20 protein-coding genes are annotated in these 25,715 nt (G+C 69.7%); 4 read left to right on the top strand and 16 right to left on the bottom strand.

Annotation, left to right across the window (positions count from 1 at the left end):
* Positions 1 to 15: 15 nt before the first annotated feature.
* Entirely contained in the window at positions 16 to 2,151 is a 2,136-nt protein-coding gene (locus tag ACY0PA_RS30620; RefSeq protein WP_326773765.1) for a DNA gyrase/topoisomerase IV subunit B, read from the bottom strand.
* A gap of 439 nt (positions 2,152 to 2,590) precedes the next feature.
* On the opposite strand from ACY0PA_RS30620, the gene ACY0PA_RS30615 reads away from it, so the two are divergent.
* Entirely contained in the window at positions 2,591 to 2,821 is a 231-nt protein-coding gene (locus tag ACY0PA_RS30615) for a DUF7455 domain-containing protein (RefSeq protein ID WP_018535956.1), read from the top strand.
* 125 nt (positions 2,822 to 2,946) lie between these two features.
* Here the strand turns inward: ACY0PA_RS30615 and ACY0PA_RS30610 are convergent, their stop codons facing one another.
* From ACY0PA_RS30610 to ACY0PA_RS30575, 8 genes are all read right to left on the bottom strand, one after another.
* On the bottom strand, positions 2,947 to 3,777 hold the full coding sequence (locus tag ACY0PA_RS30610) for a S1 family peptidase (RefSeq protein ID WP_473080737.1): 831 nt from the start codon (positions 3,775 to 3,777) through the stop codon (positions 2,947 to 2,949).
* 155 nt (positions 3,778 to 3,932) lie between these two features.
* A complete protein-coding gene (locus ACY0PA_RS30605; RefSeq protein WP_473080736.1) occupies positions 3,933 to 5,462 on the bottom strand; it encodes an RNA polymerase sigma factor in 1,530 nt (509 codons plus the stop codon).
* 459 nt (positions 5,463 to 5,921) lie between these two features.
* Entirely contained in the window at positions 5,922 to 6,809 is an 888-nt protein-coding gene (locus ACY0PA_RS30600; RefSeq protein ID WP_473080735.1) for a FadR/GntR family transcriptional regulator, read from the bottom strand.
* A gap of 161 nt (positions 6,810 to 6,970) precedes the next feature.
* Positions 6,971 to 8,896: an ABC transporter ATP-binding protein gene (locus ACY0PA_RS30595; protein WP_473080734.1), complete on the bottom strand. Its 1,926-nt coding sequence runs from the start codon at positions 8,894 to 8,896 to the stop codon at positions 6,971 to 6,973.
* A gap of 186 nt (positions 8,897 to 9,082) precedes the next feature.
* Entirely contained in the window at positions 9,083 to 9,844 is a 762-nt protein-coding gene (locus tag ACY0PA_RS30590) for an NUDIX hydrolase (protein WP_473080733.1), read from the bottom strand.
* A gap of 118 nt (positions 9,845 to 9,962) precedes the next feature.
* A complete protein-coding gene (locus ACY0PA_RS30585) occupies positions 9,963 to 11,882 on the bottom strand; it encodes a glycogen debranching N-terminal domain-containing protein (protein WP_473086481.1) in 1,920 nt (639 codons plus the stop codon).
* A gap of 818 nt (positions 11,883 to 12,700) precedes the next feature.
* Positions 12,701 to 14,149, bottom strand: coding sequence for a DUF4192 domain-containing protein (locus ACY0PA_RS30580; protein ID WP_473080732.1), 1,449 nt, complete (start codon positions 14,147 to 14,149; stop codon positions 12,701 to 12,703).
* Between the two features lie 353 nt (positions 14,150 to 14,502).
* Complete coding sequence (locus tag ACY0PA_RS30575; RefSeq protein WP_473080731.1) at positions 14,503 to 16,662, bottom strand: RecQ family ATP-dependent DNA helicase; 2,160 nt, start codon at positions 16,660 to 16,662, stop codon at positions 14,503 to 14,505.
* A 456-nt stretch (positions 16,663 to 17,118) separates the two neighbouring features.
* Between ACY0PA_RS30575 and ACY0PA_RS30570 the strand changes: the two genes are divergently transcribed.
* Positions 17,119 to 17,757 (top strand): hypothetical protein, encoded by a 639-nt coding sequence (locus ACY0PA_RS30570; protein WP_473080730.1) that lies wholly within the window; start codon positions 17,119 to 17,121, stop codon positions 17,755 to 17,757.
* A 105-nt stretch (positions 17,758 to 17,862) separates the two neighbouring features.
* Here ACY0PA_RS30570 and ACY0PA_RS30565 read toward each other — a convergent pair whose 3' ends face one another.
* The 3 genes from ACY0PA_RS30565 to ACY0PA_RS30555 all read right to left on the bottom strand — a co-directional run bounded on the left by ACY0PA_RS30565 (position 17,863) and on the right by ACY0PA_RS30555 (position 20,055).
* A complete protein-coding gene (locus ACY0PA_RS30565) occupies positions 17,863 to 18,528 on the bottom strand; it encodes a hypothetical protein (RefSeq protein WP_473080729.1) in 666 nt (221 codons plus the stop codon).
* A gap of 67 nt (positions 18,529 to 18,595) precedes the next feature.
* Positions 18,596 to 19,297: a ribonuclease HII gene (locus tag ACY0PA_RS30560; RefSeq protein WP_473080728.1), complete on the bottom strand. Its 702-nt coding sequence runs from the start codon at positions 19,295 to 19,297 to the stop codon at positions 18,596 to 18,598.
* 134 nt (positions 19,298 to 19,431) lie between these two features.
* Positions 19,432 to 20,055 (bottom strand): TetR/AcrR family transcriptional regulator, encoded by a 624-nt coding sequence (locus ACY0PA_RS30555; RefSeq protein WP_473080727.1) that lies wholly within the window; start codon positions 20,053 to 20,055, stop codon positions 19,432 to 19,434.
* A gap of 137 nt (positions 20,056 to 20,192) precedes the next feature.
* Between ACY0PA_RS30555 and ACY0PA_RS30550 the strand changes: the two genes are divergently transcribed.
* Complete coding sequence (locus ACY0PA_RS30550; protein ID WP_473080726.1) at positions 20,193 to 21,767, top strand: MFS transporter; 1,575 nt, start codon at positions 20,193 to 20,195, stop codon at positions 21,765 to 21,767.
* Between the two features lie 146 nt (positions 21,768 to 21,913).
* Here ACY0PA_RS30550 and ACY0PA_RS30545 read toward each other — a convergent pair whose 3' ends face one another.
* From ACY0PA_RS30545 to ACY0PA_RS30530, 4 genes are all read right to left on the bottom strand, one after another.
* A complete protein-coding gene (locus tag ACY0PA_RS30545; protein ID WP_100591118.1) occupies positions 21,914 to 22,822 on the bottom strand; it encodes an ADP-ribosylglycohydrolase family protein in 909 nt (302 codons plus the stop codon).
* Positions 22,823 to 22,834: 12 nt separating this feature from the next.
* Entirely contained in the window at positions 22,835 to 23,494 is a 660-nt protein-coding gene (locus tag ACY0PA_RS30540) for a histidine phosphatase family protein (protein WP_473080725.1), read from the bottom strand.
* 95 nt (positions 23,495 to 23,589) lie between these two features.
* Entirely contained in the window at positions 23,590 to 24,195 is a 606-nt protein-coding gene (locus ACY0PA_RS30535; protein ID WP_473080724.1) for a YdbC family protein, read from the bottom strand.
* Positions 24,196 to 24,228: 33 nt separating this feature from the next.
* Entirely contained in the window at positions 24,229 to 25,167 is a 939-nt protein-coding gene (locus ACY0PA_RS30530; protein ID WP_473080723.1) for an arylamine N-acetyltransferase family protein, read from the bottom strand.
* On the opposite strand from ACY0PA_RS30530, the gene ACY0PA_RS30525 reads away from it, so the two are divergent.
* On the top strand, positions 25,154 to 25,681 hold the full coding sequence (locus ACY0PA_RS30525) for a TerD family protein (protein ID WP_473080722.1): 528 nt from the start codon (positions 25,154 to 25,156) through the stop codon (positions 25,679 to 25,681). The two genes, ACY0PA_RS30530 and ACY0PA_RS30525, sit on opposite strands and share 14 nt — an antisense overlap.
* Positions 25,682 to 25,715: the final 34 nt, after the last annotated feature.

The following is a 25,715-nucleotide window of genomic DNA, read 5'->3' as shown; positions in this document are numbered from 1 at the left end:
GCATCCGGGGCGCCCCTAGGCGTCGATGCGCGAGCGGTCGAGCGTCGCGGCCGAGCTGCTGATGAACTCCTTGCGCGGCGCCACGTCCGTGCCCATGAGCAGATCGAAGACCTGCTCCGCGGCGTCCAGCTCGCCGATGTTGATACGGCGCAGCGTGCGGTGACGCGGGTCCATCGTGGTCTCGGCCAGCTGGTCGGCGTCCATCTCTCCGAGGCCCTTGTAACGCTGGATCGAGTCCTTGTAGCGCACGCCCTTGCGCTGGTACTCGAGGAGCGTCTCGCGCAGCTCGCGGTCCGAGTACGTGTAGACGTACTTGTCCTGGCCCTTCTTCGGCTGGACGAGCTCGATGCGGTGCAGCGGCGGCACCGCGGCGAACACGCGGCCCGCCTCGATCATCGGCCGCATGTAGCGCTGGAAGAGGGTCAGGAGCAGGGTGCGGATGTGCGCGCCGTCGACGTCGGCGTCGACGAGCAGGATGATCTTCCCGTAGCGCGCGGCGTCGATGTCGAAGGTCCGCCCGGACCCGGCTCCTATGACCTGGATGATCGCGCCGCACTCGGCGTTCTTCAGCATGTCCGACACGGACGACTTCTGAACGTTGAGGATCTTGCCGCGGATCGGCAGCAGCGCCTGGAACTCGGAGTTCCGGGCCAGCTTGGCGGTGCCGAGCGCAGAGTCCCCCTCGACGATGAAGAGCTCGCTGCGCTCCACGTCGTCGCTGCGGCAGTCCGCCAGCTTGGCCGGCAGCGACGACGACTCGAGGGCCGTCTTCCTGCGCTGCGCGTCCTTGTGCTGGCGGGCCGCGATCCGCGTACGGGCCGCGGCGACGGCCTTCTCCATGACGGCGCGGGCCTGGGCCTTCGCGTCGCGCTTGGTGGAGGTCAGGAACGCTTTGAGTTCCTTGGCCACGACGTTCGCGACGATCCTGTTGGCCGCCGAGGTGCCGAGCACCTCCTTGGTCTGGCCCTCGAACTGCGGCTCGGCGAGACGCACCGTGACGACGGCCGTCAGGCCCTCGAGGGCGTCGTCCTTGACCACGTCGTCCTCGGCGACGCGCAGCAGCTTCTGGGAGCGCAGCACCTCGTTCATCGTCTTGGTGAGCGAGCGCTCGAAGCCACTCACGTGGGTGCCGCCCTTGGGGGTGGCGATGATGTTGACGAACGACCTGAGTGTCGTGTCGTAGCCGGTGCCCCAGCGCATCGCGATATCCACAGCGAGCTCGCGGGTGACCTCGGTCGGCGTCATCTGACCGTGGTCGTCGAGGACCGGGACGGTCTCCTTGAAGGTGCCCTGTCCGGAGAAACGGAGGACATCGCAGACCGGCTTGTCGGCGGCGAGGTACTCGCAGAACTCGCTGATGCCGCCGTCGAAGCGGAAGGACTCCTCGCCCTTGCTGCCGCCGTCACCGAGCCCGTACTCGTCGCGCACGACGATGGTCAGGCCTGGCACGAGGAACGCGGTCTGGCGGGCGCGCTGGTGCAGGTTCTCCAGGGAGAGCTTGGCGTCCTTGAGGAAGATCTGGCGGTCGGCCCAGTAGCGCACGCGCGTGCCGGTGCGGTTCTTCGGGATCCGCTTGACCTTGCTGAGCCGCGCGGCGGAGTCGAAGGTCGCGTCGGGTCCCGGCTTGGCGAAGGCGCCGGGGACGCCGCGGCGGAAGCTGATGGCGTGCGTGTTCCCGCCTCGGTCGACCTCGACGTCGAGCCGCGCGGAGAGCGCGTTCACCACGGAGGCGCCCACTCCGTGCAGGCCGCCGGAGGCCGCGTAGGAGCCTCCGCCGAACTTGCCGCCCGCGTGCAGCTTGGTCATGACGACCTCGACCCCGGAGAGCCCGGTCTTCGGCTCGACGTCCACGGGGATGCCGCGGCCGTTGTCCCGCACCTCTACGGAGGCGTCGTCGTGGAGGATGACCTCGATGTGGTCGCAATAGCCGCCGAGGGCCTCATCGACGGAGTTGTCGATGATTTCCCAGAGGCAGTGCATCAGGCCACGGCTGTCCGTCGACCCGATGTACATGCCAGGGCGCTTGCGTACGGCCTCGAGTCCCTCAAGGACGAGCAGGTGCCGCGCGGTGTAGTTGGAACTGTCCTTGTCCACGATGCCGCCTGCTCCGGTCAGCAGCGCTGTGGACGGCACGGACGTTTCGGCGGTCACGCAGTTCGCTCCTCGCTGAATTTCAGTTGGAACCCTTTTGGGTAAGGGATCGGCTTCGGTCGCCGCTCAGAGGGTACCGAGGCCTGGTAGAGCCGTTGTAACGCAACCCTCGCCTCTGCCCAGACTAGTCCAGCATCGCATGCGTGTTCGATCCCTCGATGGGGTGAAGCGCACATCACGTTCCCTTCGAGGCATGAACCATTTAGGCTCCGGGCACGTCCTCATGCACAACCGACAAGCCAGTCGGCGAGGACCGACCTGACGGAACGCGCGAACCCGTATGACACGTAAGAGACGCAATACGGCACATTCGCCGCCAACCGGCAGCAGACAGCCCCTCGGAAAGATTTTTCGAGGAAAAGCCACGAGCGGGAACGTTTTCGGCCTGGTTGGATGTTGACCCTGGTACGACAGCTCGTCGAGCTAGAGAAGAGGCGACGTGACTACTGTTCTGACCCCCGCGAGCCCACTGACGGCCGCTGACCGCTGTGACCGTTGCGGCGCCCAGGCGTACCTTCGTGTCGTCCTCATCAGCGGTGGTGAACTGCTCTTCTGCGCCCACCATGGCCGCAAGTTCGAGCCGGAACTCAAGAAGATCGCCGCTGAGATACAGGACGAGACGGAGCGCCTGACCGCCGCTCCGGCAAGCGCCGAAACCGAGGAACGCTGACGCCTCGCACAACGACGAGCCAGCTCCGGCCCAGGCCGGTGATCGGGCGGCCATCCCTGCACCACAGGGGTGGCCGCCCATCCTCGCATCAGCCCCACATATGCCCGTGAGGCGCCCTGAGCGCCTCAGACAGGCTTTGGCATGACGCGCATTGCCTCCGACACTCGGGTGTAGACGCCGGGGTTTCCAGGACGCCCACAGCCGTTCCCCCACGACACGAGCCCGATCAGGCGCCCGCGCGCCACGAGAGGGCCACCACTGTCCCCCTGGCAGGCATCCCGCCCGCCTCGCGGCACCCCCGCGCACAGCATCGTGCGAGCGCGGAACGTTCCCTCAGAGCCGCCCGGATAGGCCGCCTTGCACACGGAGCGTTTGAATACCTGCACGTCCGCGACCCGCAGCATGGTCGCGTAGTCACCGGCCCCGGTGGTGTCACCCCAGCCGTAGACAGCGGCGCGGGTTCCGGTCGCGTACGCGGAGTCCCCCGCCCCCGCCATCGGGATCACGTACCTCTCGGGTAGCGGCGCGCCCAGTGTGACGATCGCCACATCCCCGGAGTTGGTCTCGGGGTTGTAGTCGGGGTTCACCCAGGTGCGGCGTACCAGGATCTCCTCGCCCGACTGGGTCCGCAGGTCATCACGCCCCGCGATGACCTTGAGGTCACCCACGGCGCGTGGCGTGGTCCCCAGGACCTCGGGGCCAAGGCAGTGGGCGGCGGTCATGACGGTCGACCGCCCGACCACGACGCCCCCGCAGAACTGCCCGGATCGCGTACCCCCGAACCGGTCACGACTGGAGAGCGCCACCACCCACGGACTGTCGGCCACCCGGACCGGCCGGCCCCCGATGACGACGCTGTCCGCCACTGACGGGGCGGGGGAGGCCAGGGGCAGCAAGGCCGCCGCCGCCAGCAGGGCAGGCGCCCGGAGCAGGGCTCGGGCGAAGGGACGACGCATTCGGTGTCCTCACTCTGGGTTGTATCGACCCACCCAGCGTGAGCGAACTTCGTGCGTCATGCACACGAGCACATCGAAGGGCCCGGCCCCCACAGGGGGGCCGGGCCCTTCGATGACGTACCTACCGACCGGATCCGGTCAGGGCGGTCGCGCTTCTAGTCCAGGTAGTCGCGCAGCACCTGCGAGCGCGACGGGTGACGCAGCTTCGACATCGTCTTGGACTCGATCTGACGGATCCGCTCACGCGTGACGCCGTAGACCTTGCCGATCTCGTCGAGGGTCTTCGGCTGACCGTCGGTGAGACCGAAACGCATCGAGACGACGCCCGCCTCGCGCTCCGACAGGGTGTCGAGGACGGAGTGCAGCTGCTCCTGGAGGAGCGTGAAGCTGACCGCGTCGGCCGGCACGACCGCCTCGGAGTCCTCGATGAGGTCGCCGAACTCGCTGTCGCCGTCCTCACCCAGGGGGGTGTGGAGGGAGATCGGCTCGCGGCCGTACTTCTGGACCTCGATGACCTTCTCCGGGGTCATGTCGAGTTCCTTGGCCAGCTCCTCCGGGGTGGGCTCGCGGCCCAGGTCCTGGAGCATCTGACGCTGCACGCGCGCGAGCTTGTTGATGACCTCGACCATGTGCACCGGGATACGGATGGTGCGGGCCTGGTCGGCCATCGCGCGGGTGATCGCCTGACGGATCCACCACGTCGCGTACGTGGAGAACTTGTAGCCCTTGGTGTAGTCGAACTTCTCGACCGCGCGGATCAGACCGAGGTTGCCCTCTTGGATCAGGTCCAGGAAGAGCATGCCGCGCCCGGTGTAACGCTTGGCCAGGGAGACCACCAGACGGAGGTTGGCCTCCAGGAGGTGGTTCTTGGCACGGCGGCCGTCCTCGGCGATGATCTCCAGCTCGCGCTTGAGCTTCGGCGCGAGCTTGTCGGCATTGGCGAGCTTGTCCTCGGCGAACAGGCCGGCCTCGATGCGCTTGGCGAGCTCGACCTCCTGCTCGGCGTTGAGCAGCGGGACCTTACCGATCTGCTTGAGGTAGTCCTTGACGGGGTCGGCGGTGGCGCCGGCCGCGGCGACCTGCTGCGCGGGCGCGTCGTCCTCGTCCTCGTCGGACAGGACGAAGCCCTGCGCGCCCTCCTCGCCGGGCTCGCCTTCGGCCTTGGCCGTGCCGGGGGTCTCCTCGGCCTCGTCGTCGGCCTCGTCGTCCTTCTTGCCGGACGTCTTCTTCGCCGCCGCCTTCTTGGCGACGGTCTTCTTGGCGGCGGCCTTCTTGGCCGTCGTCTTCTTGGCTGCGACCTTCTTGGGTTCGGCGTCCTCAGCCTCGGCCTCTTCGGCCGGGGACTCGGGGGTGGCCGTGGCAGCGACCTTCTTCGCCGTGACCGTCTTGGCGGCGACGGTCTTGGTGGCGGTGCGCTTGACCGGGCTCTTAGCTGCGACGCTCTTGCGGGGGCGCTTCGGCTCCGCGGCACTGACCATCAGCGTCACACCCTCTTCCTCGAGGATCTGGTTGAGGCTGCGCAGAACGTTCTTCCACTGAGTGGCCGGAATCTGGTCGGCCTCGAAGGCACGGCGCACGTCGTCGCCGGCGATCTGGCCATCAGCCTTTCCCCGCTCAATGAGCGCCATGACAGAGACGGACTCGGCGATCTCCGGCGGGAGCGTACGGGATGTGCTGGCCGACACGAACAACCTCTCGGAACGTTGGAAAACGGCTTCCGGCCCCGTCCTGTGAGGACCGGAGCCGACGACCGCCGGCTTGGGGATGGGCCGACGGCGCGGGCGGGGGCCGGGGAGATGGACAGCGCCATACGCGGCTGCTGTATTCCCTCCTCGACTGTCGCCTCTTAGGTCATCGCGCTGTTCCAAGGAGCGTTACGCCCAATCTGCGTGGCCCGAGTCACACCCCGTAAGCAGTCAAAAACTAATGGATACGGTCAAACATGGCCACTCTTCGGGTACCCAGCTCGAACCGGCGGAACCCATGGTTCACGCATATGTCGCCGGATCGCGCCGGGTCCGGGGGGATCAGGCGCGATCCGGCGACACATGGGGAACAGATGGTGGGCGCACCCGGACCGTGCGGTGCATCGGGCACCGGAGTCTGCACCGAGGCGCCGGATCACCGAATCGCCGTGGAAGGCGTCAGTGCTCGCGGGGCGCGGGGACCACACGTTCGACATCGGGGTGGACGGTGAGCAGCTGCCGCATGGCGGCCTCCGCGCCCGTGCCGTCACCCGCGGCGAGGGCGTCGGCGATCCGGCTGTGGTGGGCGACGGCTGTCTCGTTCGGACGGTCACAGCCCGTGACGGGCCCCCCGGAGACCTGAAGGGCCGCGGAGACGATGCCGGACAGGTGCTCGAGCATGCGGTTGCCCGCGAGCTGGATGAGCAGGGAGTGGAACTCGGCGTCGGCGCGGGCGAAGGTGATCGGGTCGCCCTGGCCCAGGGCGTGCCCCATGATCTCGACCATGTCGGTGAGCCGCTGCTGGACGTCCTCACGGCCGTGTCCGGCCGCGAGCCGGGCGGCGAGGGGTTCGATCGTCCAGCGCAACTCGTTCAGCTCCCGGCGCTGGTCGTCGCGCTGCGGACCGAAGGCGCGCCATTCGATGATGTCCGGGTCGAGCAGGTTCCAGTCACTGACGGGGCGGACGCGGGTGCCCACATTGGGGCGGGCGCTGACCAGGCCCTTGGCCTCGAGGACGCGGAGCGACTCGCGGACGACGGTGCGGGACACCTCGAATCGCTGGCCGATCTCCTCGGGGACGAGCGGGCGGTCCGCGCCGAGATCCCCGGAAACGATCATCTGGCCCAGCTGCTGGACGAGCTGGCCGTGCAGGCCGCGGCCGCGGCTGCCGGCGGCGCGCCGCCCCATCCGGCCGAGATCCTGATCCGCGACATCCCAGACAGGGGCGCCGACACGGTCGGCACCATTGGCCTCCCCATAGGGGTATCGGTCGAGTTCGCCCGGGCCGGTCAGGCCGGAGTCGGCGGAGCGGGCGGCGGTCATCATGGTGTGCGCAAGGGTACTCACGGATCTGTTGTCGGCGCCGCTCCCAAGTCCCTTGAGGTCTTTGGTGAAAAGCACACGAAAGGGTGATCGCTTACCTCGTCGCAATTGACGCCTTATAGGACGGAAATGGGCGGTCGTCGGAGAGTTGTGCGCGGGGCCGGACCGGAAGGCGCCGAAGGCCGTCATCGAGCCCTGGGACGTAGCACTGTGAGCAGATAAGCGCAGAGCAGAGCGGTCAGCGACAACATCAGGGCGCCGCCCACAGGTTGAGCGATCATCCGCAGCCCCGCGGCCAGAAGACGCTCCGCCCCGAACGGCCAGTGCACAAGCGCCAGATCACGAAGCCTCGACGGAAGTCCCGCCGCCGTTCGCACAGATGGACCCGCCAAGGCCTCTTGTACGAGGGGCACGACGAGGATCGGAACGGCGAGTACGGCGGCCAGCCCGGCCGTCGTGGACCGGAAGACACCTGCGGCCAGCACCCCGGCCCAGGCGCAGCCCATGACGAGCGCGAGCCAACTCGCGCTCGATGAAAGCCAGTCGGCGGGAACCTTGGTGAGCTCTTCTCCGTATACAAGGTGAAGCAGCACCGCGTCGGACGCGACGACGAGGAATGCCAGCGAGACGGCGATGGCCGCTGCGACGACGAGTTTCGCGCAGAGAAGTCCCAGGCGACGGGGGACGGTGCCGCGGTCGGCGGCCAGCGCGGGGTGACGGAATTCGTCGCCGAACGCGAAGGCCCCGAGCAGCCCCGCACCGAGGGCCGCCGGCGGAAGCGGCAGCTCCCGCGGCCAGGCTGCAAGGAGACGGGGCTGCGGCGTGTGACCGGTCCGGGCGAGCAGCACGGCGACGATCGCGGAGGCGCCGAGGACGGCGGCCGCCGTGAGGTAACCGGTGGCGATGCCGGCCGCCCGGCGAACCTCGTAACGCAGCGGACGGAGCGGGCTGGGTGCGGGGCGGATCGTGATGGGGGGTGGGAGGGGGGACAGGGGGGAGGAGGGAGGGGCGGGGGCTGGGGTTGAGGAAGTTCCGGGCGCCTGAGGGCCCGGAACGTCGCGCTGCGGCGACTCAGCCGGGGAGGAGGCGCCGGCAAGGTCCGCGTCGCGTTCCGACGACTCTGTGGCCGGAGGTGGCGTCTCGGCGGGCGATGCCTCCGCGGCGGTCGTCTGAGGCGGGGTCGGCTCCGCGCCGCGGACTGCTTCAGTGCGCGCGCGTGCCGGGACGCTCACCGACGGTCCCGCATCCCCGACCTCGTCCGCGAGTTGGTGGATGAGGATGCTGTGGCGGAACGCGGTTTCGCCGATGTCCGCGCAGTTACTGCCGTATACGGAGAGGCGGTTGCCGTCTTCGTTCACGACCTCGACGGATCGCTGCGTCGCGCGCGCCTCCTTGGCCAGCAGGACACCGAGCCGGGTGGCATGCGGGCTGCGCACGGCGACGCGGGGGCGCAGCCGCGTACGGGAGAAGTCCGCGACTCCCTGGTCCGCGATGACGCGTCCTGCCTCCATGGTGACCACGCGGTCAGCGGTCCGCGCCGCTTCCTTGGCGTCGTCGGTGGTGAAGAGCACGGTGCCGCCGAGCGACGCGTGGGCCCGCAGGATGCCGTGCAGCCACTTGCCCTCACGCACCGAGAGTCCGTCAGCGGGTCCGTCGAGGACGAGGGTGTGAGGGTCCGCGAGAAGCGCGCAGGCGAGGCCGAGGCGCCTGTCCATGCCTCGCGAGAGCGTGCCGAGTCGCTGCTCACGCAGGCTGACGATGCCGACGACTTCGAGGACCTCGTCGGCACGCTGCACCGGCACCCCTGCGGCCGCGCACAACATACGCAGTTGTCCGCGCACGGTTCGGGACGGATGCCCCTGGACCTCACCGAGCAACACGCCCACCTCGCGGGATGGATGGGGGATGCGGTGTAGGGGGCGGCCTCTGAAATGCGTGATTCCACGGCCTTGTTGGAGTTCGAGCATCAGCCGAACCGCCGTCGTCTTACCGGACCCGCGAGCACCGAGCAGCGCCGTGACGCGACCCGTCGGTGCCTCGAAGGACACGTCGTCGACAGCGGGCGGGAGCTCCTGGCGCGGGTTGCTGGTCAGTCCGAAGGCCTGGATCATCGCTTCTCTCGCAGGATGTGCGACCGCTCGGCGGCCGGGACCCGTCCGCCGAGCGGGGACGGACGAACCCCGTGGGTACCGCAGAAAGATAACGCGATATTTCCGTCTTTTCGGGCAGGGTGCTTCGGGTGTCCCTGCGCGGCGTGGGCGGGCAGAGCCGGGAGGTCAGGCCCGGTCAGCTCCGGGTCACACCTCGGGGCGCAGCATCGGCGGGTTGAGCAGCGTCGCGCCCCCGGCGTGGAAGAGCTGGGCCGGCCTGCCGCCCTGGCGGGTGGTGGTCCCGCCGGTGGGCACGAGGAAACCCGGGGTGCCTGTCACCTTGCGGTGAAAATTGCGCGGATCGAGCGCGACGGCCCACACCGCCTCGTACACGCGCCGCAGCTCGCCCACCGTGAACTCGGGCGGACAGAAGGCCGTAGCGAGCGACGAGTACTCGATCTTCGAGCGGGCGCGCTCCACGCCGTCCGCGAGGATCTGCGCATGATCGAAGGCCAGGGGCGCCGCCTGCTCACCCTCGCGCCCGTACCCGCTCGGGTTCAGCAGTGCCTCTACGGGTGCCCAGCGCGCGCTGCGCGCGTCGCCACCCGCACGCGGTGCGGGCAGATCCGGCGCCAGGGCCAGATGAGCGACGCTGACCACCCGCATACGAGGGTCGCGCTTGGGGTCGCCGTAGGTGGCCAGCTGCTCCAGGTGCGCGCCATTTACCTGGTCAGGGTCTGCGGGATCATGGGCGCAGAGCCCGGTCTCCTCGATCAGTTCGCGCGCCGCCGCGGACGACAGGTCCTCGTCGTCCCGTACGAAGCCGCCGGGGAGTGCCCAACGCCCCTGGAACGGCGGTTCGCCTCGCCGTACCGCGAGCGCACAGAGCGCGTGACGACGCACGGTCAGCACGACCAGGTCGACGGTGACTGCGAAGGGCGGAAAGGCCGACGGGTCGTAGGGCGACATGCCGCGATCATAGTCGTCTTCCTGACGATAAACACTCCCTTCGCGATCGTCGATCAAGGCCTTCTTCGAAGCCCCCGAGGCGGCCCCCGCCGATCTCCCGAACTCACGTCCGGCCCGGTCACACCCCCAACTGCAGCCCGTCGGCCGCCTCCTCGACCATGGCGAGACCGAGTCTGCTGACCCGCACCGAGAAGGGTGCGCCCGCGACCCGCAACCCGGCCAGTCCGATCTGCCCCAAGGGTGCGCTGCGCATCGGTCTCAGCGTCACCGTCCCGGCGGGCGCATCCGGCCGGATCCCGGCGAGGGCCGCGAGGATCTGCACCCCCGCCGCCGCGGCGGTGGCCGCGGGTCTGCAGGCGGACGGATGCGCAAGCGGCGCGCCCCCTTCGGAACGCTGCTCCCCCGCGTATATCTCGGGCAGCCGGAACCCGAATGCCTCGGCCGCCGACAGGACGCCCCGCAGCAGCGAACTCGACTCCTTCTCGTAGCCCGCAGCGGCCAGGCCGCCCACGGCCAGCGCCGTCTCCTGCACCCGCACGGCTCCGCCACGGTGCCCGAACGGGTTGTACGACGCCTCCCGTACGCCCAGACTGCGAAGCCCCCATCCTGAGTCGAGTGCCGGACCGCCCAGGAGCCGCGCGAGCTGTTCGGTCTGCACCTTGTCGAGGAGTCCCGGGGCCATCACACCGCCGCCAAGCAGCCCTGTGTCGAGGAGGTGGGCCGCGGCGCTGCCCAGGTGGGGCAGGAGGCGTCCGTCCGGCGTGCGGGCGGCGCCGGGCCTGCCGCCTCCGCGGTCCTCGGCCCAGAAGTCCTCCCTGAACCGTGTCCGCATCGCTTCGGCCCACTGACGCAGTTCTACGGCGCCGGGTCGGCCATGGGCGTCGAGGAGATCCGCGCCGAGCAGGGCGGCCCGGTGGGCGTGGGCCTGGGTCTCGCAGCGCAACGGTCCTCCGGGGCCGGGGTCCGCCAGGTACGTCCCATCGCCCATGGATGCCCGCAGCCAGTGCAGGCAGCGCTCCGCAGTGGGCAGCAGCTCGGCGACCTCCTGCTCAGGAAGGCCCCAGCGTCTCGCCTCCGCGAGGAGCGCCGGAAAAAGGAGCGTCGCTTCGGTTCCAGTACAGCCGGGCGGCAGATGCGAGCCTGCGTCTCTCAGCGGGCCGGGGATCATCCCCGACTCCCTTCCTGCTCCCGGGAGTTGGGTCCGGGCGAGGGCCCTGAGCGTGCCCGCGGCCAACCGTGTTCCCAAAGGCAGCGCCATCCGCGCGGCCGCCAACGCCTCGGCCGGAGCCAGACCACAGCGCCAGGGCGCGCCAGCGGCGAGGTAGAGGTCCGAGGGGTGCGCAGTGTCGCGCAGCAGCAATGCGTGCAGGTCCTCGGCGCAGGTTCTCAGCAGCGGCCCCACGCGTGCGTCGTCCCCTGCGGCTTCCGCCCCGGCGAGTGGACGTACGGTGCCATGCCCGACCGGCCGGCCCGTCCCTCCGCCGTCGGCCCGTACCCGTAGTTCGACACTCCATGTGCCACCCGGAGGCAGGTAGAACTCCCAGCGCAGCAGGCCGGCGGAGGCGAGCGCATCCCGGGGCGGCGGGTCGGCGGTGACGACGGCGTGGCCCGCGGGCGACGACCATCGCATGCCGGAGTCGTGGACGGTGGCGGACAGTGCACGCCCCGGCCGTCCGGCCGCCACCGCGCCCAGCTCGGCCAGATCCGTACCGAGCGCGACCTCGACCGGCAGTCGCAGCGTGCGTGTGGCCGAGCTGCGCAGCGTAATCCGCTCCGTGCCGTCGGCATGCCGCATCCGCTCGACCGTGATGTCCGGGTCCGGGCCGCCGTCCATGACAGGCCTCAGCGTCGCCACGAACCGGGCCCGGTCGGCGGCGACCATACGGGCCTGAACCGCGACCGGCTCGCGCCCCGCCACGCGGAGCAGGCAGCGCGACAACAAACGGCGCCCGGCGCGGTAGAACCCCTCCAGGCCATCGCCCGTCAACTGCCCTTGTTGCGAAGAAATCGCGAGCGAGGGCAGGGCCACGCAGATCAACGCCGTGTGCGCCGGCGGCAGCTCCGCGGAGCGCCGGGGAGCGGGGGTGTTCGCGCGACCGGCGTGCGTATTTGGGGGTGGAGCGTTGCGGGTAGCAGGTGGAGCCGGGTCCTTGCGGTGAGCGGACGAGATCGCTGGGGAGATTGCAGATGTCACTGCGTGAGCGGATGGCGCTCCCGCGATGGCGGTTGACGGCCCCGCGGTGCCGGATGGCGCTCCCAGCCTTAAGGTCGCGGACGACACCCCAGCGGGCGCGGTGGATACCCCAGCCAGTGGAGGGGGCGACATCCCTGCGGGGATTCCAGGGGCCCGGCCCGCACCTCCGCCGAGGCGGTCGACGAACGAGTCCTCCAAGGGACTCTCGAAGGACGCCTTGAACGAGTCTTCGGGCTCCGGCGCGCGTGCAGCTGAAGGCATCACCGCCGCCTCGGCCCCGGACAACCAGCGGTACCGGTCCCGCGGGGCGGTCCGATGGCACCTGGTGGGGCGTCTTCCTCCAGGGCGAGCAGCACCGGCACGGCGCAAGTCGATACGGCGGGCATGGTCGACGACGCGGGGGGCGGCATGGGGTGGCTCCTTCCGCGCTGGGCGCGCGCGAGGCGCCGATGGCGCTCCGAAGGGTCGGCGGGGAGACGACGGCGCAGTCCGATCACGGGCCGTGCCACAGAGGTGAACGGGCCTGCACCACCCCAAGTCACGCCCGCGGCAAAGGAAGCCGAGCAGCCGACGCCCCATGCCCCTCCCCAACTCCCTCACGTCGGCCAGTGCCCGCGCTGCTACAAGGGCGGGCATGCGGAACCTGCGCCACGAGCCGGTACTCATCCGTCCCGCCTCGTCCCCTGCCGCCCCGCTCGGCGGCGTCCCTGCGGTCGCCTCGACGCATGCGCCCCAGCCTGCGCGGGCCCCTTACCCGCGCCTGCCCGTCGAGATCCGCGGCGGCGCAGGGCCGCTTCCAGGGCCCGCGTCACTCGATCCTCGGCCGGTTCCCGCGAGTCCTCGGCACTTGGCCGCCCAGAGGATCCTGCGCCCTTACGGCCGGCGGCGCCTTCGGCATTGACGCCGGCAACAGGCCCCGCGCCTACCGCTACTCCTGCTCCGGCTCCGTCAGAGTCCTCCTCGGAACCCGCCCCGGACGGCGTCACGTTCCGCTCGTCCCGGGTCTTGCGCAGGCTTCGCCGCACCGGCTCCGGATCCAGGTCCGCGCTGCACGCCTCCATGAGGAGCCGGGCGAAGACGTACCGGGGATCCGCCGCCAGAGCCATGTCCAATGCCTCGCCTGCTTCCACTCGGTCGCCCAGAGACCACGCGACCCAGCCGGCGAGCGTCAGCGGCGCCGCCGCGTGTTCGCCGTACGGGCCCACGCAGCGGCGGGCCAGGGCTCGCCACAGACGCAGAACGAGCGGTGCCTCGTCGCCCTCCATCCACTCGGCGGCGTGATCCCGGGTCAGCCGGTCCTGGAGGCCGAGGATCAGCCTCGCCGCTTCGTCATGCGCGAGCTGCTCGTCGTCTTTGAGATCGGCTTCGAGCGTGTCGTCGCCGGTCGGCAGGTGCCCGAAACGGCTCCAGACCCGCCGTGCGAGAGCGAGCGTCTCGTCCGCGACCTCAACGCGCGGGACTCCGGCGAGAATCCTCGGGACCAGAGCCATGGCCGCGGCATCCAGCGCACGCTCCTGCTCCGGCACGGCCGCCGTCTGCCACGGCGTGAGCCTGGCCCTCATCTCCCTTAGCGGACGCCGCACTTGGATGCCCGCGTAGGTCATCGCGGCCGCCGTGACGGACGTACCGGACGCGGCCAGCGGTGTGCCGTCGGGCGGGCAGCACTCCGCGACCGGACAGCTGTACGACCAGAAGTGATCGTCGGCGATGCAGAGGGTCTCGACCACGGGCACGTCGAGGCGGCCGCACGCCAAGCGCAGCATCTGCGCCAGTGGGTGCAGGTGCTCCATGATCTGCCGACCGGTCTCGGTGGACTTCGGATCCCGGCACAGGAACGCGACGATGCCGTCCGGCGTTCCGTCCTTCCTCTCGCATCCACTGATCAGGCACTTGGCCATCTCGTCCGCGACGGACGGCCAGTCGCCGGGGCGCTCGGGGATCCCGAGTCGCACGCGCCCGCCGAAGCGTCCGCGGTGCAGTGCGACAAGCACGATGCTGTCCTCGGGCTTGAACCCGAGCAAGTACGGGAGCGCTTCGGCCAGTTCGGACGGGTTGCGCAGGGTGACCTGTTCCGTGCCGGGTGCGCCGGCTGCTTCGCTGTGATTCGTCATGTGACGACCATGCCGCGAATCTCAAGATTCCGTTTTGACCTGTGGATAACCCGGATCAGGGACACGACAGGAGTTGTCCACAGGCCGGCAGGGCCACTCGCGCGAGCCGACCCGTCAGGCCATGCTTGTCCCAGCCATGTCGTTCGCTTGCTGACGTCAGCTCAGCGGCCGGATGCGGACAGGAGCTTCGGGCACGCGGGTCCACGAACCGCGATCGGGTGTGGCTCTGGCTCTCGTGCTTGGGGTTGTTGACCCAGGCGTGGAGCGAGGCGTCTACTCCGGGCTCGCGCGTCCCCTTCTACGGCTCCGGTCAGTGACTCGGCTCAGCGCCTCAGCCCTGAGCACCCCATGACTCAGCTCGCCGCAGCCAGCACCAGCGGCAGAACCTGCTCGCTCCCTGCCTGCCGGAGCAGCCGCGCGGCGACCGCGAGGGTCCAGCCTGAGTCCGTGTAATCGTCCACGAGCAGGACGGGACCCGGAGCGCCGGCCAGGGCCGCAGCCAGATCGTCAGGAACGGTGAAGGTGCCGGACAGTGTCCTGAGCCGCTGGGCGGAGTTGCTACGGCGTGCCGCGTGTACGTCCCCCGGCCCCGTATACGCAAGCGTGCCCAGGAAGGGGAGGCGGCCGATCGTCGCGATTCCCTGGGCGAGGGAAGCGACCAGTCGCGGCCGGGTCAGAGACGGCACGGCGACGACTCCCACCGGCCGGGCAGAGGCGTCCGGAACAGTCGGCGCCCAGCCCCCGGGCGAGCGCGCCCAGTCGGCGATGACCGCCACCGCGGCCTTCAGGACGTCGTCGGGGACGGACCCGTCGGGCGCGTTCTCGGCCAGCAGCGGGCGGAGTCGGTTGCCCCAGCCGATGTCCGAGAGCCGTCCCAGGGCGCGCCCGGTGGAGCACTGTTCCTTGGCCGGGATGCGCCCCTTGAGGTCGATGCCCAGTGCGGGCATCCCCGTCGGCCACATGCGGCGCGGCTCGACCTCCACCCCCGGGCGGTCCAGCTCCCTGGCCGCCCCCGTCAGCATCTCCGCCGATACCGATGAATCGGCCCAGGCCCCCGCACAGTTGTCGCAGCGGCCGCACGGAACCGCACCCTCGTCGTCCAACTGCTCACGCAGGAACTCCATCCGACACTGGGACGTACTCGCGTAGTCGCGCATGGCCTGCTGCTCGGTCGACCGCTGCTTGGCCACCCACGCGTAGCGCTCGGAGTCGTACACCCAGTCGGCCCCCGTGGCCGTCCAGCCGCCCTTGACGCGCTTGACCGCGCCGTCGACGTCCAGCACCTTCAACATCGACTCGAGGCGGCTGCGCCGAAGATCCACTGCCGCCTCCAGGGCGGGCACGGACAGCGGACGTCCCGCACCCGCGAGAGCCGAGAGGGTCTGGCGGACCTGCGCCTCGGGCGGGAAGGCCGTATCGGCGAAGTAGCGCCAGATGGCCTCGTCCTCCTTGCCCGGCAGCAGCAGCACATCTGCGTGGGCGACACCGCGGCCCGCACGCCCCACCTGCTGGTAGTAGGCGATCGGCGAGGACGGCGAGCCGAGATGGATCACGAATCCCAGGTCCGGCTTGTCGAAGCCCATCCCCAGCGCGGAGGTGGCGACCAGCGCCTTCACCCGGTTCTCCTGGAGGTCGATCTCGGCCTGGAGCCGGTCGGCGTTCTCTGTCTTGCCCGTGTACGACGCCACGTTGAAGCCGCGCTGGCGCAGGAAGGCGGTGGCCTCCTCGGCCGCGGCCACCGTCAGCGTGTAGATGATGCCGGAGCCCTGAAGCTCATCCAGGTGTTCGGCAAGCCAGCCCACGCGGTGTGCGGCATCCGGCAACTGGACCACGCCCAGGCGCAGACTCTCCCGATCCAACGGACCGCGGAGCACCAGTGCCTCGCCGGCTCCCGTACCCAGCTGATCGGCGACATCCGCCGTGACCCGCGCGTTCGCCGTAGCGGTGGTGGCCAGCACCGGAACACCGGCGGGAAGCTCGGCCAGCATCGCCCGCAGCCGACGGTAGTCCGGCCGGAAATCATGGCCCCAGTCGGAGATGCAGTGCGCCTCGTCGACCACGAGCAGACCGGTCGTCGCCGCGAGCTTGGGCAGGACCTGATCACGGAAATCCACCGAATTGAGGCGTTCCGGACTCACGAGGAGAACGTCGGTCTCGCCACGCTCGACCTCCTCATAGATCGTGTCCCACTCCTCCGGGTTGGCCGAGTTGATCGTGCGCGCCTGAATACCGGCCCGCGCCGCCGACTCGACCTGGTTACGCATCAGCGCCAGCAACGGCGAGATGATCACCGTGGGACCGGAGCCACGCCGCCGCAGCAGGGCCGTGGCCACGAAGTACACCGCCGACTTGCCCCATCCGGTGCGCTGCACCACAAGGGCACGCCGCCGCTCCTCGACCAGGGCTGCCACCGCCTGCCACTGGTCCTCCCGAAGGCGCGCCGAACCCCCCGGATCGCCGACCAGCTCAGCGAGGATGGCGTCGGCTTCGGCACGCAGCTCCTGGTTACTCATGCCCCCATGCAACCCCACACCACTGACAACGGCCCAATCCCCCGCCGCGATGATCACCGCCTGCCCCTTCCATCCGGCCGCCTGGAGGGGGTCCGGCCAGGTGCCGAGCCCCTCTTGATCCGAGCCCCTCTTGATCCGATTCTCGGGGCGGGCGGGTCGCTGAGGTCAGGGGGTGTTACCGCTGGTCGTGGCGGTAACGACGTGATCCTGGTGCCTGGTCGAAGCCGTAAAGACGTGATCCTGGCGTCACGGGTGGCGGCGGTGGGCAGGGATATAGCCGACGCTTCCCCAGATACCGGCTCCCGGCCCCGATTGCTCGTTGCCGCAAGCCAGTGCGAAGGGAAGAATTGGAATCGCTCCCGCGCGGCTCGATCGTGGTCCGGTAGGGCTGTGCCGCGGTGCGCTCCCGCAGTCCGACCCCGCCCGCAGTGTGGGCGCGTAGCCGAAGGGAGGACCGTGACCTTCGGATTCGCTCCGTCCTCGGCGACATCATTGTCGACGTCAACGCGTGCCGATATGTTCGCCGACTCCGCCAATCAACTCGCCAGGGTGCTCGAACCCGCAGAATGGGCCGCGGCGGGAATCCCCTTGCTGCGCAATCCGCGCGAGGTCGTCAGCGGCCTGCACGCGCGGCACCTCCCCAAGCCTCAGACGGCCGTCGTGGCCGTTCTTGACACGGAGGAACGGCTCAGCGCCAGCGCGTCGTTCACCCGGCGCGCGAGCGCGGCGGACGGCTGGGTGTTCCGCAACGCGCTGCTCACGCATCTGCGTCGGGTCATCCCGCACGACCTCCGACGCCGTACACCGGTGCGTACGGCTGTACTGCTCTACTGCCGTGAGGGCGAGGCGCGTTGGACGGAGGAGGACGGTGCGTGGATGTGGGGGCTGCGGGATGCCTGCACACTTCATGGGCTGCGCTGCGGGGCGTACATCACCATGACGCGGGACGGCTGGCAGGTACTCGGCGAGGGACGTGGCGGCCGGCGGCCGAGCCTTGGGGCGACGCCCGAAGCGTTCGAGGGCGGCGTCGAGCCGCCACTGCCGCGCACAGGAGGAGCCGCGTCGGAGGTACTACGCCGCGCGGCCGCCCGCTGAGAGCTGCCGCTGAAACGAGCCCGTCGCGACGCGAGCCGCAGGCACACGACGCCGCCGGCCGCCCGCGGAACCGTCGAGCGGTCCGGGCAGCCGGCGTGCGGCGTGTCAGACTCCGGCGCCCAGCAGGGAGTTGATCCGCTGCGGGTCGCCGCACACGATCAGCAGGGCGCCCGCCCGGCCGAGGGCGAGAGGCATTGCCGCGGCGGCCGCCTCATCGGCGCCGCCGTTCAGCGCGACGACGACCACTGGCCGCTTGGTGGCACGCTCAGCGGCACCGGCGTCGGCGTAGAAGACGTCGTCACCCGCGTCGTGCTGCGCCCAGTAGGCGGTGTCGCCGAAGGACAGCTCGTGCGTGGCCCACGGGTGCGGGTCACCGGAAGTGATCACCAGCACCTCGCCGGGCGCACGGCCCGAGTCGAGGAGCAGGTCGACGGCTTCCTCCGCGGCGTCCAGGGCGCCCTCGGCCGAAGCCGGGATCAACTGGATCTGCGGCTGCGCGCTCGCGTCCGCCGCAGCGGGCGCGGTCGGCACGGCGGCGGGGGCGGCCGGAGCCGCGGGCCCCGGCTTGGCGGCGGACACCGACTCGCGCGACGTGCGCTGCGCGGGCGGCATCGGCCGTGCGGGACCCGGGCGTCCGGGTCGCGGCGGCGCCGCGGGACGCGGGCCGGGTACAGGGCGGGGGGTCGGCGCGTTGCGGCCGCTGGGGGCCGAAGCGGCGCGGGGACCCTGGGCACTCTCGTGAATCTGAGGCTCCTCGGGAAGGAGAGGCATGAGCTGATATCTATCAAACGCCGGTGCGGGTGGCCCCGGCGGGTGGCACATGAGTGCGAACGGAAGATCAGAAGTCGAAGCCGAGTTGGCCTTCGATCTCCGGAATGTTTCCGTCCGCCCAGATGCGGGCCTTCTTGAGGTGCCGCCACTGGGGCAGCGCATCAAGATACGCCCACGTGAGCCGGTGGTACGGGGTGGGCCCCCACACCTCCAGCGCGGCTTTGTGGACCGGCGACGGATAACCGGCGTTGGCCGCAAAACCGAAGTCTGCATGTTCGATGCCCAGTTCGGCCATCATTTTGTCGCGCCGAACCTTGGCGATCACCGATGCCGCGGCGACGGCCACACAGGACCGGTCACCCTTGATCACCGTGCGGACCTGCCAGGGAGCGCCGAGGTAGTTGTGCTTGCCGTCGAGGATGACCGCATCCGGACGGACCGGAAGGGCCTCGAGGGCGCGCACCGCGGCGAGCCGCAGCGCAGCCGTCATCCCCAGCTCGTCGATCTCCTCGTGGGAGGCGTGCCCGAGAGCATGTGCCGTCACCCAGCTCTCCAGCGTCTCGGCGAGCACTTCGCGCCGCTTCGGGCTGATCAGCTTGGAGTCGGTGAGACCTTCGGGCGGTCGGCGCAGCCCGGTGACGGCGGCGCACACAGTGACCGGTCCCGCCCACGCACCGCGACCGACCTCGTCCACACCGGCGACGATCTTGGCTCCGGTGGTGGCGCGCAGTGAGCGCTCGACGCTGTGAGTGGGTGGTTCGTACGGCATGGCGCCAGATAGCCTACGCCGCCTTGACCCCTCGGCGACACCCCGGTACGACCGGCCCGTTTCTCCGTCCATGCGGCGCGATGCAGCCACACACCCCGGCGCCGGCTCAGATCCACGGCCGACGCCGCCCCGCCTCACGCCCCCCGCGGCCGCAGCAGCGGAACCATCACCTGATCGATCATCTCCGTGAGATCACGCTCTTCCCATTCGCTCGCGCACACCTTGGAGCGGTACATCATCATCGCAGGGATGACATCGCAGACGTACGCGTCAGCGGCGCCGGGGCGAACCTCTCCCCGCTCGATCCCGCGGTTCACGACCTCTTTGATCAGCCCGACGCTCGGCTGGACGACGCCCTCGAAGATCACCTCATGGAAGCGCTGCGCCGTCGCCGAGTCGCATTCGTGAAGAACCGAACGCAGGGCGAATCCGGGGCGCGAGTACATCGCCTCACGCATCAGGCCGCACAGCTCGATCAGGTCCTCCCGGACGCTGCCGCGGTCCGGCGCTCCGTCGAGCCTGGGCAGCGCCGCCTGGAGTGCGTCCGCGACGAGCTCCTCCTTGGACGGCCAGCGGCGGTAGACGGCGGCCTTGCCCGTCTGCGCTCCGGCAGCGACGCCTTCCATCGTGAGGGCGTTCCAGCCGACCGTACTGAGCTGCTCCAGCGCGGCTTCCAGGATGGCCCGCTCCAGCACGGGGCCACGCCGGCGCAGGGTGGCCGTCCGAGCGGGGGCGGCCGTCCAGCGCGAAGTATCCATCGTCTTCTCTCCGTTGGGGAACCGGGTGTTCCAGGCAGTTTCTTCAGTGAACGGTTGCGTTCACTGATGGGGAGTCACTACCGTTCGAGGCAACAGTGAACGGTTGCGTTCACTAACGCACTTGTGGGGGATCCATAGTGTCAACCTCTCAGTTAACTCAAGATCAGAAACCGAACAAGCCGGGAAAGCCGGGGCAGGCACGACGGGCGGGGCGCCCCGGCATAGCCCTCGCCGTCATCGCGGCCTGTCAACTCATGGTGGTACTGGACGCGACGATTGTGAACATCGCGCTCCCGCACATTCAGGGCGCGCTCAAGTTCTCCACGACAGACCTCACTTGGGTCGTCAGCGCGTACACGCTCACCTTCGGTGGCCTGCTGCTTCTCGGTGGCCGTGCGGGAGACATCCTCGGTCGCCGCCGGGTCTTCATGTCCGGCATCCTGCTCTTCACGCTCGCCTCCCTGCTCGGCGGACTCGCCCAGGAACCCTGGCAGTTGCTGGCGGCCCGGGCCCTGCAGGGCGTCGGTGGCGCGATCGCGTCGCCCACCTCGCTCGCCCTCATCACCACGACGTTCCCCGAAGGCCCGGAGCGGAACCGCGCGTTCGGCGTCTTCGCGGCCGTCTCCGCGGGCGGCGGCGCCGTCGGTCTCCTCGCAGGCGGCATGCTCACGGAGTGGCTCGACTGGCGCTGGGTGCTGTTCGTGAACGTACCCATCGGCATCCTCATCGCGGTGCTGGCGCCGATGTACATCAACGAGTCCGAACGCCACCCGGGACGCTTCGACATCGCGGGCGCGCTCACCTCCACGGCGGGCATGGCCTCGCTCGTGTACGGCTTCATCCGGGCGTCGGAGGAGGGCTGGCGGGACAGCGTCAGCGTGGGCTCGTTCGTCGCCGCCGTGGTGCTGCTGCTCGCCTTCGTGTTCATCGAGAGCCGGGCGAAGGAACCGATCACTCCGCTGCGGATGTTCGCCGACCGCAACCGCTCCGGTACGTACGTGATCATGCTGAGCCTGGCCGCGGCCATGTTCGGCATGTTCTTCTTCATCGTCCTGTTCGCACAGAACGTCCTCAACTACACGCCGATCGAGGCGGGCCTCGCCTTCCTGCCCGTGACGGCCGCGATCATCGTCGGCGCGGGCCTGTCGCAGCGGCTGCTTCCGGTCCTCGGCCCCAAACCGTTCATGATGACCGGCGCGACGTTCGTCCTGCTCGGCCTCGGCTGGCAGACGTTCATCTCCCCCGACAGCTCGTACGTGGGTGGGGTGCTCGGCCCGATGCTGCTGTTCGGCATCGGGATGGGGCTCAACTTCGTGACGCTCACCCTGACCGCCGTCTCCGGAGTCGCCCAGCACGAGGCGGGCGCGGCGTCCGGGCTGCTCAACGCGATGCAGCAGGTGGGAGGTTCGCTCGGCCTCTCCATCCTGACGACCGTCTTCGGTACGGCCAGCAGGAACGAGGCCAGGGACCAGATCCCCTCCTTCATGGCGCAGGCCACGCCCGAGCAGAAGGCGGAGTTCGCCAAGACCCATCAGCTCCCGGCTCCCTGGGGTCACCAGGTCCTGGCGGAGGGCATCTCGACCGCGTTCATTCCGGCCGCGGCGATGGCGCTGCTCGCCCTGATCGTCGCCACTGTGGTGATCCGGGTGCGCAAGAGCGACCTGGAAGCGCTCGCGGGTACCGCGGGTGCGGCCGGGCCGGCTGGCGGCTGACTGGGGGAGCCGTCCAACGGGGGAGGTGGATGCCGGGCCATCCGACTCGACGAAGGCGGCCCCGCATCCATCACACCCAAGGCGATGCGTTCACCAGAGCCCTACGGGTGTCCGTCACACCGAGTGAGGCGTGAGCAATCCACAGCTCAGACCGGCAGTCCGGGCGCCCACTCCGGCAGAGGCTCGGTCCGCTGCAGCCACAGGTCCGCCGGAGCGCCACCCAAGCCTGAAGCGACCACTCCGCCCACGATCGCGCACGTCGTGTCCATGTCGCCGCCCACCTGGGCCGTCTCCCAGAACGCGCGCTCGAAGTCGCCGAGCCCGCGCGCCGCCGACCACAGGGCGAACGGCACGGTGTCGTGCGCCGTGGTGCGTCGGCCGCAGCCGAGGACCGCGGCCACAGTCCCCGGGTCGCCGTAGTCGAGCATGTCCCTGGCCCGCCGCAGGCCCGCGCCCACCGCACTGCGCGGCACGAGCGCGATCACTCCGTCGAGGAGCGCCTGCGGGGTCGGTGGTCCTGCCGGATCGGCCACGATCGCGGCAGCCGCGGCCACGGCCATGGCCCCGACCACGGCCTCCCGGTGCTGATGCGTCGGGTAGGCGGAGATCTCGGCCTGATGCGTGGCCTGCTCCGGATCGTCCGCGTACCAGGCCCCGAGCGGCGCGATCCGCATCGCCGCGCCGTTGCCCCAGGAGCCCTGGCCCTTGAAGAGCGCGGAGGACAGGGAACGCCAGTCGCCGCCCTCGCGGATCTGCCGGAGCAGCCGGTTCACCGCGGGACCGTAGCCGCGGTCGAAGTCGTGGTGCTCCGCGAAGGACCGGGCGAGCGCGTCCTGCTCGATCCGGTTCTCGGCGGCCAGGACCGCCACTACGGAGCACGCCATTTCGGTGTCGTCGGTCCACTGCCAGATGCCGTCGGGCAGCTCGCGGCGCTTGAGCAGCGGATGGTTGGCGGGCACGAAGAACTGGGAGCCCAGCGCATCCCCCACCGCCAGGCCGCGCAGGCTGGACAGGGCGCGGTCAAGCCGCACATGAGGAGAGGAGTCAGCGGTCATCGCCCTGCCACTCTAACCGGTGACCCCGTACGGCTCCGGGTCACGCCATCGTTCGAACGGCCGGTCCAAGGTGTATTTGCCGTCCTCCCCGAGAACGAGTGCCCGCGTCTCACCGTTCCCTGGATTCGACAGACATTCGAAATCGGCGACGGTCCAGTGGAACCAGCGCATGCAGAACAGCCGCATGGTGAGCCCATGGGTGACGAGGAGGACATTCGAGGGGTGGTCGTGCGCCTCGAAACTCCGGTACAGGCTCTCCAGAAAAGCACCCACACGGTCGTACACGTCAGCCCCGGACTCGCCCTGGGCGAAGCGGTAGAAGAAGTGGCCGTACGCGTCGCGGTACGCCTTCTGGAGGCGTACGTCGTCCCGGTCCTGCCAGTTTCCCCAGTCCTGCTCCCGCAGCCGCGGCTCCTCGCGCACCCGTACGAGTTCGGGGTCGAGCCGGAAGGCGCGGAGCGTCTGGTGCGTACGGCGGTAGGGCGACACGTACACGCTCACCCGCTCACGGCCGAACAGCTCCCGCAGGTACGTCCCTGTCTCGTCCGCCTGCCGGTGCCCGGTCTCGGTGAGGGCCAGGGCGTGGTCGGGCTCGCGTTCGTAGACGGTGTCGTCGGCGTTGCCCTCCGACTCGCCGTGCCTGACAAGGACAATGCGCCGTGGTCGTGCCATGCGGAAACCCTAGATCGGAAGGGCGCGGTTCGAGCACCCGTACGGGCTCCATCCGGCGTATGTCACACCGCGGCCGCTGCTGTGGCCGGTCCGGATCAGACCGTCCAGGAGGGTTCGAGCTGGACGATGTCGCCCGTGATCCCGGCGATGTCGGTCTCCGTCTGGGCGCGGGTCGAGAGCCGCTCCACGCGTTCGGCCTGGTACTTGCCGTGCTCGGCCACGGAGTGCCACATCGAAAGGATCAGGAACTCGTTGCCCGGCGCCTCACCGAACAGTCCTCGCACCATCCCCGGGGAGCCTGCCATCGCGGGGTTCCAGACCTTCTCCTGCATGAGCGCGAAGTGTTCCTCGCGGTCCGCGTGCACCCGGCAGTGCGCGAGGCGCACCGTGTCCGCATCCGTGAAGCGCGGCTCGAAGCCCGTCTTCACGTCGAACCGGTGGTCGAAGAGCTTCACTTGGATGTCTTTGTACGTGCCCGACTGGGCGGCCGCGAGCCGGTCGTGCGAGCGCGCCATGAAGGAGTCGTAGAAGGCACGGCTCTCCCAGAAGCCGAGGACATGAGCCACCCCCGGCCGATTTCTGCTCCAGCCCCCGCCCTGTCCCCGGAATCCCGGCTCCCCCAGAAGCCCCGCCCACCTTCGCTGCCCCCGCTCGAATCCGCGTCGATCGGTCACGGTGCAGCGAATCCACTTGACCAGCACCGCGCCATCGTACGGCCCACGACGTGGGTTCGGTCACGCTCCGGCGTCGCGCATCCTGGTCAGTCGTGCCGCGTCCTCGCCACTCAGTTCGATCCCGAACTCACGGGCGAGAAGGTCGATCAACTCGACTTCCCGCACGTTCCGTTCGTCCCGGGTGCCGTCCGGCAGCTCGACCGTCATCCGCGTGCCGATGAGGGAGCGCTGGCTGTCGACGGCGGCACGCTGGACGACGGGGCGATGAGTGAAGGCGGACCGCGGATGCGTCGACGTGTAGTGGTTCATCACTACGTAGTCGACGGGATAGCGCTCCTCCAGGGTGAAGGCATATATCTCCTCCCAGCCACCGGGACGCAAGCCGCACAGAACCAGAACGCCGGCGTCCTCCGACACGAGGCCGAAGGTCCACGCTCCCTGACGCACCTCGATGCCGTCCCGCAGGGGGATCGGTTCGCGCAGGCCCTGGGCGCCGAAGCCCACGTCGCACAGCCACTCCTGGCCGTCCTCCACGGTGACGCGGGTCAGCATGTGAGTGACCGCGCGAAGCGACCTGGCGCCCACCCTGACGCGGGCCCCAAGTCCCTTCAGGGGGAAGCCCATTCGCTCCAGAACCGCCGCGAAGAGCAGGTTCTGCTCGTAGCAGTAGCCGCCGCGGCGCTGCCGCACAAGCTTCTCCTGCAACGCGGCGAGGCCCAGGTCCACCGGCCGCCCGAGCATGATCTCCAGGTTCTCGAACGGAATCGCCGCGATATGCGCCCGGTGCAGCGCGCACAGCGTGTCCAGGTCCGGTTTGACGTCCCCCATGAAGCCGATTCGCGCCAAGTAGGCGTCGAGATCAAGGTCTTCCCCGTTCCAGTTCATGGTCACAATCGTAGGACGTAGCGTGTCCGTAGCAGTCATGAGCAGCCATGAGCGGTCAGTGATGAACAGCTCTAACCGGCAGCCGAGAAGGGGGAGTTCGGTGAGCAGCTTCAAGAAAGGGCTCAAGAAGGTCGAGGTCGCGCTGAAATGGGACCCGAGCCCCATCGGTCAGCCGCCCCATGATCTCGACATCATCGCGGCGACCTACACATCCGACGATCCGGGCGGAGCGCCGGCCTACGTCGTGCACTTCGACAGCCGCTCCCCCGATGGGACCATTACCCTCAACCGGGACAGCACGACGGGCCAGGGCTTCGGATTCGACGAAGTCATGACACTGGAGCTGGAGCGCCTGTCGCCCTCCTACGCGCGCGTGGTCGTCGGTATCGCCATACAGCAGGGAGAGCGGGCAACGGTGTTCGGAGCGGTGGCGAACACGGCGGTCCGTATCCGCGAGGGGTACACCGGCCTCGCACAGAACGACTTCTCCGAAGTGGCCGATTCCACGGCGGCGGTGATCGCCGAATTCGCGAGGGACGACTCCGGAGAGTGGACCTTCCGCGAGGTGCTCCAGGGCTACGACAGCGACCCGACGTCGTTCGCCGCCGCGATGGGCGGCGCGCACTGAGCGCTCCGGCAAGGCGGAACGGGTGAGGGGAGGC

Source organism: Streptomyces sp. DS1-CR2 (assembly GCF_055760475.1).
The sequence above is the reverse complement of the archived record's forward strand: the minus strand, read 5'-3'. Positions and strand labels throughout refer to the sequence as shown.